We start from the raw sequence: 8,013 nt of genomic DNA, 5'->3' as shown, positions 1-8,013 counted from the left end.
CCGGCGGGCTTCCGTCAGGCCGGCGAGCGGCGCAGACCCGGAGACTCCTCCCGATCCCGCAGCCGATGCCCAAGCACGAACGCCTGGGCGAGGGAGACCAGGGTGACGTGATGTTGCCAGCCGCGGAACGACCGACCCTCGAAGTGGTTGAGCCCGAACTCGTCGTACAACCGACTCATCTCCTGGCGGGCCTGGTGCCGGATGCGGGCGAGACCGATCAGTTGGGCCGGCGGCACTGTGGTGAGGTTCGTCAGCCACGCGCCGGTGGGGCGAGGTCGGCCGGCCGGCCACTCAGTGAGCAGGCCGCGCGACCGGCCGCGGGCGAGGCTGCCGGCACGGACCCGGCCCGGCAACTGCTGGAGGAAGAAGCGGGAGACCAGACCCGCACCGGCCGTGTCCCGCCAGACCAGCGAGGTGCCGGCCCGGCCAGCGGTGCGCACCGGCTGGTCGGCCAGCACCGGCGAGCCCGGCGCGACGGCGATGACGTACGGGAGTTCCCGCTCCTCCAACCCGAGCACCAGGCGATCCACCGTGGACTCGTGGCGCGCGTCGACCACCACCGGCGTCGGGTCGACGCCCCAGTCGCCGACCATCTCGTCCGCCATGTCCAGCACATACCGCCAGCGGGGACGATGCACCTCCTCGGCCGGCAGGTGCGTACGGGCGCGACGCACCTCGTCCTGGTCCCAGGTGGAGGGCAGCAGCAGCCGCCAGTTGACCGGGACGGCGCCGGCGTCGCCGGTGAGGAAGAGCCCCAGGCCGATCTGGCAGTTCAGGGTTCGCCCCAGCGAGGGCGCGTACTGGCGGGCGACGCCCACCGAACTCGCGCCGTTCTTGGGCGTCACCACCTCCTCCACCACCCAGGCGCGCGGTTGGCCCAGCAGGGCGACCGCGTAGGTCGCGAGGTTACGACGCACCGGCGCCCAGTCCCAGGGGCTCTGGTTGACGAACTGCTGGATCCCTTGGTCGGCCCCGCCGCCGGCGATCTCTTCCGAGATGCGCCGGATCGATTTGCGACCACAGAGCGAGACCAGGCCGCGGAGGTAGATTTCGCCCCAGCGCCGCTGGTCCGATCGCGGGAGGTCGAGGAGCATCTGGTGGCAGAACTCGGTGAGACTTTCGTATCCGCGGGTGACATTGTCTGGCTCCGCCCGCAACGCGATTGTCATGATCTCCCCCATGGTTGTTTTCCACCGGCCGGAATCGACTGCCTCCGGCCCAGGCATGTGACTCACTCCTGGACACGCCGTGACGCCGCTTCGGGGTCGGTGAACAATTCAGCCGACCACATAAACCGTTTGACAGGCTGTTCTCGTCGACCAGTACGGGACGTCGCGAGGTGCCCGGGAACCTCGACGGCTAGGGACAGAAGCCCACGTGTCTGTTAGCCGACAATGCCCCACCGCGACGGGTCGAACGTCCCGAAGGACATGAGATGCCCCCATACCCGCTCAATCGGACAAGACGGATCGATAGCGCCAGAAGTGGGTCTGAATTGTCTACCCGACCGCACTGTCGGGGAGCACCTACTGCATTCCTGCTAAAGCCGCAAGGTCGCCCAGCGGACCGACCCTGACCTGCACAAACCGCCATCCGGAGAGACAGCGGGATGCCTGACGCCATCGAAACGGCACAATGCCTCCGTCTGCATCAATCCATCGGGTCGACGGACGTAGCATGTTCCACGGTCCGTGGTTCGTACAGGCCGTGGTTGTCTAAGCATTGGCAGTACCAGGCTAGGAGTTCTCGGTAACGGAAATCACCGCGGCCAAAAGTCTCGCACTCTGTTAATTGCAGATCCGAGCCCTCTGGGCGATCACTATCGTGGTCATGGGCCAGCGGCCCGCGAACAGCGATGGACAGGGGAGGGCATGTTGCGATTCACCGGACGCGCAGCACAGCTGGCCGAGATAGAGACCGTCCTGCGCAAGTCGCGGCCGGAACCGGTGATCGTCACCGGCGGGCGGGGCATCGGGCGTACGGCGCTGCTGCGGGAGGTGACCCGGTTGGTCGCGCCGACCCTGGGCGCGACCGTGGTGGTGGATCCCCGCCCGACGCCGCCCGCGCCGGCGTCACCGCCCGGCTCGCCCCGGGTGGTCTCGACGGCCGCGGCGATCCGGGCAGCGGCTCAGGAGTCGCCGCCGCCGGTCTTCATCCTCGACGACGCGCACCAGGCGCCGCAGCAACTGCTGCTCTCGCTGCGCGACGCCCACCGGACCTTCGGCGCCGGACTGGTGATCAGCCGACCGGACGCGTCGGCCCTACCGACACCGGACCCGATCGACTGCCTGCTCTACGAGCCCGACCTGCGAATCATGGAGCTGCCGACGCTGACCCGCACCGACGTGGGAGAGATCGTCCAGCACTGGTTCGACGCGCCTGCTCCCGCCACCACCGTCGCCGCCCTGCACGCGGCGGCCGGCGGCCTCCCGGCCGTGCTGCGTGAACTGCTCCTCGGGTTGAGCCGATCGCGGCGGGCCACAGCGGCCGGCCGGCCCTGGCAACTCGGGTCGGACCCGAGTGAGCCGCTGCCTCTGCCCGATCACGCACGCGAGCAACTCCTCAGGGCGCTGCGGGACGCCTGGCGGCTGCTCGACCTCGAACTCCTGCCCGACCTGTCGCTGCTCGCGCTGCGGGCCGGCGCCCGGGCCGAAGCCGCTCCGGTGTGGGCGCTCGTCTGTCTGCTACGGGACGAGACCGAGCAGGGACTACGCCTGCTCGAGGGCCTGTCGGCCGACGAGCCGGCAGGCCCCGGCGCCGAGCGCATCCTGATGGCCCGGGCCCTGCTGCTCACCGTGGGCGCGGGTCGGGTGGACGAGGCCGGCGAGCTGCTGCTGCGGGCCGCCCGGCAGTGGCCCGCCGCCGCCGCCCGGATGCACGCGCTGCGGATGTTTCTCCGCCCCCTGCTGAACACGCCGGTCGACGAATCCACAGAAGGACTCACCTTCGGCAGCGACCCGCAGGCCGCGGTGTTCGCCCGCGCCGCGGTGGCGATGTCCGAGCTCGCCGGCGCCCGGCCACGCCGCGCGATACCGCACCTGCGCCGGGCGATCATCGGAGCGGAGACCCTCCGGGACGAACTCCCGTGGCTCGTCCCCTACCTGACCGGAGCACTGATCGACGCGCTGCTGCTCGCGGGCCGGCTCGGCGAGGCGACCGAGAAGGCAGCGGAGTTCCACGCCGACCGCCACGGCTCGGGATGGGACGTCGCGGTGTCACTGTCAGCCCTGATAACGCGGGCCCTTGCCGTCCGCGACCGCGAACCGGCCTGATCCGACGCCTCCACGCTCACCCATGGCCGATCGACAGCTTGTAGCGTCACCACACCGGATAGTCGTTGGGCGGCGATGGCGGCGCTTGGTCGGGGCGGTATGAGCCCGGAGGGAAGGGGTCCGAAGCGGTGACCGTTCGCAACAGGAGAGACCTCGCGCAGTTCCTGCGCAGTCGGCGGGAGCGGATCAGGCCCGAGCAGGTGGGCCTCCCCGCTGGCTCGCGTCGGCGTACGCCGGGCCTGCGCCGCGAAGAGATCGCCGTCCTCGCCGGGCTCAGCCCGACCTGGTACACCTACCTGGAGCAGGGCCGGGACATCCATCCCTCACCCGACGTGCTGGAGAGCCTCGCCCGGGTGCTTCAACTGAGCGAGGACGAGCGCCGTTACCTGTACCTCCTGGCGAACGGGCAGACACCGCCGATCCGGCCGAGCGAGCCCGCGCAGGCCGAGCAGCCGATGCTGCGGGAGCTGGTCGGCGTGCTCGGCAACGTCGACTATCCCGTCTACTTCGGCAACCTGTACGGCGACGTGACGGCGTGGAACCAGGCGACCGTCCGCTGGTACACCGACTTCGGCCGACTGCCCGCGGAGCGGCGCAACATGCTGTGGTGGATGCTGACCGCCGGCGAGGCCCGTCGGCGGATCGTGAACTGGGAGGAGGACGTCCGGGATCTCATCGCGCGGTTCCGCATCGCCTCGGCGGCCCGCCCGTGGGATCAGCGGTTCTCCGAGCGCATCAGCATGCTCTACCGCATCAGCCCGGAGTTCCGCACCTGGTGGAAGGACCACGATGTGCGGGGCCAGCACACCCGGCCACGGCGGTTCCAGCTCGCGGACGGTACGCAGAAGACACTGCAACTGGTCGTGATGCGGATGACCGACGGGTTCAACTCGATGATCGTCCACGTGCCGGCCGGCCACGACACGACCGAGTCGACCGAAGCCGCGCCCGAGAACTTCGCCGATCAGCCGCACTACGTTAAGTTTTGATTGACCTTCCCCGATGCGACCGGAACCGTGTAGCGGGTGATCGAGCCGTAGTTCCGGCGTGCCCGGTGCGCGGCGGAAATCGACGGCCGTACCAAATCGGGGGCGCTTCATCATGGACGGGGTCGGCACCGGCGGACACCGCGATCCGGTCGCCATAGTCGGGATCGGGTGCCGCCTGCCAGGCGCGGACGACCCGCGACAGTACTGGGAGTTGTTGCGGACCGGACGGGACGAGGTCCGGGACATCCCGATCCACCGCATCGACCGCCAGCGTTGGGCGGACGCGGTCGGCGCCGCACGGGACGGCATTCCGGCCCGGGTCGGCGGATTCCTCCGTGACATCGACCTGTTCGACGCGGGCTTCTTCGGCCTCACCCCCCGCGAGGCGGTCCGGCTGGATCCGCAGCAGCGGCTCATGCTGGTCACCATCTGGGAGGCGATGCAGGATGCCGGCCTGTCGGCCGCCTCCGTCCGGGGCAGCCGGACGGCCGTCTACTCCGCGTGCCTGGCCTCCGACTACTGGGACATCGTCCGGTCCGCCGGACTCTTCGACATGCACGCCGCGCTCAGCAACAGCGCCTGGGGCATCCCGGCCGGTCGGATCTCGCACCTGCTCGACCTGCGCGGCCCCAGCATGGGCATCGACGCCACCTGCTCCTCGTCGTTGCTGGGCGTCCACCTCGCCTGCCGCGACCTGTGGTCGGGCGAGGCCGAGGCGGCGCTTGTGACCGGCGCCAACCTCATCATCGGCACCGACTTCTACCGGGTGCTCGCCGATGCGGAGATCCTCTCCACCGAGGGACGCCGGCGGTTCGGCCACGCGCTCAGCGACGGCTACGTGCGCAGCGAGGGCGTGGTGAGCATCGTCCTCAAGCCGCTCTCCGCCGCCCGCCGCGCCGGAGATCGCGTGTACGCCACGATCGTCGGCAGCGGGGTGAGCAACAACGGCCACGGCGGACGCAGCCTCGCCGCCCCGCGTGCCGACGGCCAGGCGGAGACGCTGCGCCGCGCCTACCTCGACGCCGGGATCGCTCCCGCCGAGGTCGACTACGTCGAGGCGCACGGGGCCGGCACGCCGCAGGGTGACCTGGCCGAACTGACCGCACTGCGCGCGGTGGTCGGCGCCGGCCGCCCGGTCGACCGCCCGTGCCTGATCGGCTCCGTGAAGTCGAACATCGGGCACATCGAGGCGGCGGCCGGGCTCGCCGGCCTGGTCAAGGTGGCGCTCTCGCTCCGGCACCGCACCGTGCCCGCGACCCTGTACGCGAGCCAGCCCCACCCGGTCCTGGTGGAAACGCCCGGGCTGCGGTTGGCCGGGCGCACCCGGTCCTGGCCGCGCCGGGACCGGCCCGCGGTGGCCGGGGTCAGCTCGTTCGGGCTCTCCGCCACCAACGTGCACGTGGTCCTGACCGAGGCGCCGGCCGACATCGACCCGGACGACTGCGGCACCGCGCCGGACGTGGCGGTGCTGCCGGTCTCGGCCCGGGACGCCACCGCCCTGGCCGAGCTCGCCGAGGCGTACGCCGATCTGTTGGACGCCACCCCTTCCGCCCGCCTGCGCGACATCTGCCACAGCGCCGCGGTGCGCCGCGACCATTACCCGTGGCGTGTCGCCGCGACCGGAGGCACCCCGACCGAGATGGCCCGGGACCTCAGGGAACAGGCGGCTCTCCGACGTACGCCCGCCGTGGTCGACGGCGACGGCGAGGCGGCGCGCATCGTCTTCGTCTTCTCGGGGCAGGGCTCGCAGTGGCCCGGAATGGCGCGCGAACTGCTCGCCACGGACGACAGGTTCCGCGCCCGCATGGCCGAGTGCGACGCCGCGATCCGGGCCGAGACCGGCTGGTCCGTGCTCGACCATCTCCTCGACCAGCGGCCGGTGGATCAGGACGACCAGGTCCAACCGCTGCTCTGGGCGGTGCAGGTGAGCCTCGCCGAGGCATGGCGTGGTCGAGGCGTGACGCCCGACCTGGTGATCGGGCACAGCATGGGCGAGATCGCCGCCGCCTGCGTCGCCGGGGCGATGAGCCTGACGGACGCGGCCGCGGTGGTGTGCCGGCGCATCCGCCTGCTCACCCGGCGCGACGGCGCCGGTGCGATGGTCGCCGTCGCGCTCGGCCCGGAGCAGGCCACCGCGGCGATCGCCGGGTTCGACGAGCGGGTCTCGGTCGGCGTCGTCAACAGCGCGCGCTCGGTCGTCCTCGCGGGCGAGAAGACCGCACTCGATCAGGTCGTGGCGTCGCTCGAAGCCACCGGTGTGCCCTGCCGGCCGGTCCCGGTCCGGTACGCCTCGCACTGCGCGCTCGTCGAACCGATGAGAGCCCAGCTCCGGGCGGCGCTCGCCGAGGTACGCCCGCGCGAGTTGGTCGTGCCCATGTACTCGACCGCGCTCGACCGGCTCGTCCACGGTCGCGAGCTGGACGCCGAGTACTGGATGACCGGTCTGCGACAGCCGGTCCGGTTCCACTCCGCCTTGCGTAGCGCGCTCGCCGACCACCGGCCGACCGTGATCATCGAGGTCAGCCCCCACCCCGTCCTGCTACACGCCGTCGAGGACGTCATCGAGGAGACCGCCGCGTCCGCCGTCGCCGTCGCCTCGATGAGCCGCGACGAGCCGCAGGCGGTCACGCTGGCACGCGGACTCGCGGCGATCTACCGCCACGGCGGCCGGGTGGACTGGTCCACCGCCGCCCCGGGCCGGCTCACCGACCTGCCGGCCTATCCCTGGCAGAACCGGAGGTACTGGCCAGACCCGACGGAGTCGGTGACGTCGGACCCCGCCCTCGGCCCGACACACCGCCCGGGCCGGGAGCTGGATCGCGAGCCCGGCTGGCATCCGGTCGCCCGCGCGGTGACCGGCGCGGTGGCGGGTGGCGCCGCGCTCCTTTCGACGGTGGCGGCCACGGCCCTCGACCGGACGCAGCGGGCGCTGACGGCGATCCAGGGCGCGGTGCCCCCGGCGGGTGGCCAGGCGACGCCGGGGATCGTCGTGTTCGACGCCGAGGAACAGGTCACGTCCGCCCTGACCGCGCTGCTTCAGGTGGACTCCACGCGCATCGACCCGGACACGCCGCTGCGCGACCTGGGGGTCGACTCGCTCGCCGCGACCCGGCTACGAGCCGTGCTGAACTGGGATGAACTGCCCCGGCCTGCAGTGCCCCGGCTGCTGAACGGCACCATCCGGGAGATCGCGACTATGGTGACGCATCCGGCCGAGCGGACTGCTCCGGCAGCCGCAGGGCGAGCATCGTGATGTCGTCGCCCTGGCCGGCGCCGTCCGCGTACGCGGCGACAGCACGGTCCACGGTGGTCAGCAGCGCCTCGGCCGAGCGGACCGGGTCGCGCAGCAGCCGGTGCAGCCGGTCGACGCCGAAGAGCTGCCCGGTCGGTGAACGGGCCTCCACCACCCCGTCGGTGTAGACGAACAGCGTGTCCCCGGGCTCCAGTCGCAGCATCCGGACCGAGTACGTCGCGTCGGTGACCATTCCCAGCGCCGGCCCACTGNCAGCGGCGGGTTGTGCCCGCCGTTGACGTAGAGCAGGACGCCGGTCGCCGGGTCCAGCACCCCGAAGAAGAGCGTGACGAAGTAACCGTCCCGCAGATGGTTGCGCGTGAGGTAGCGATTGGTCACGGTGACGGCCTGAAGGAGCGGGCCGGCGCCCAGTGACATTCCGGTGACGGGCTGCTGGAGCGCACGCTCCGGGCGCCGGGAGCCGGCCAGCCCGCCCACCGGTTCCCAGGCCCCGGCGTGT

General features: G+C 71.6%; 4 protein-coding genes and 1 pseudogene. 3 read left to right on the top strand and 2 right to left on the bottom strand.

Annotated features, from left to right (window positions below; translation table 11 throughout):
- Window positions 1-14: 14 nt before the first annotated feature.
- On the bottom strand, window positions 15-1,169 hold the full coding sequence (locus tag B1205_RS16525; RefSeq protein ID WP_176308651.1) for an IS701 family transposase: 1,155 nt from the start codon (window positions 1,167-1,169) through the stop codon (window positions 15-17).
- Between the two features lie 702 nt (window positions 1,170-1,871).
- On the opposite strand from B1205_RS16525, the gene B1205_RS32765 reads away from it, so the two are divergent.
- The 3 genes from B1205_RS32765 to B1205_RS16510 all read left to right on the top strand — a co-directional run bounded on the left by B1205_RS32765 (window position 1,872) and on the right by B1205_RS16510 (window position 7,514).
- Complete coding sequence (locus B1205_RS32765) at window positions 1,872-3,272, top strand: hypothetical protein (RefSeq protein WP_089156447.1); 1,401 nt, start codon at window positions 1,872-1,874, stop codon at window positions 3,270-3,272.
- Window positions 3,273-3,400: 128 nt separating this feature from the next.
- Window positions 3,401-4,261, top strand: coding sequence for a helix-turn-helix transcriptional regulator (locus B1205_RS16515; protein ID WP_217809837.1), 861 nt, complete (start codon window positions 3,401-3,403; stop codon window positions 4,259-4,261).
- A 112-nt stretch (window positions 4,262-4,373) separates the two neighbouring features.
- Window positions 4,374-7,514 carry a type I polyketide synthase gene (locus B1205_RS16510; RefSeq protein WP_089156445.1) on the top strand — a complete coding sequence of 1,047 codons (3,141 nt, stop codon included), beginning with the start codon at window positions 4,374-4,376 and terminating at the stop codon, window positions 7,512-7,514.
- Here B1205_RS16510 and B1205_RS29810 read toward each other — a convergent pair.
- Window positions 7,456-7,931: pseudogene (locus B1205_RS29810) on the bottom strand (PP2C family protein-serine/threonine phosphatase). The gene B1205_RS16510 and the pseudogene B1205_RS29810 sit on opposite strands and share 59 nt — an antisense overlap.
- Window positions 7,932-8,013 lie beyond the last annotated feature (82 nt).

The sequence above is a fragment of the Micromonospora sp. NBS 11-29 genome (assembly GCF_002140155.1).
Lineage (GTDB): Bacteria > Actinomycetota > Actinomycetes > Mycobacteriales > Micromonosporaceae > Micromonospora.
This window is presented reverse-complemented; position numbering and strand designations above follow the sequence as displayed.

What these genes read in the sequence shown, in the direction of transcription:
- B1205_RS16525 (WP_176308651.1), bottom strand. Translation starts at nt 1,169, where the DNA reads ATGACAATCGCGTTGCGGGCGGAGCCAGACAATGTCACCCGCGGATAC.
- B1205_RS32765 (WP_089156447.1), top strand. Translation starts at nt 1,872, where the DNA reads ATGTTGCGATTCACCGGACGCGCAGCACAGCTGGCCGAGATAGAGACC.
- B1205_RS16510 (WP_089156445.1), top strand. Translation starts at nt 4,374, where the DNA reads ATGGACGGGGTCGGCACCGGCGGACACCGCGATCCGGTCGCCATAGTC.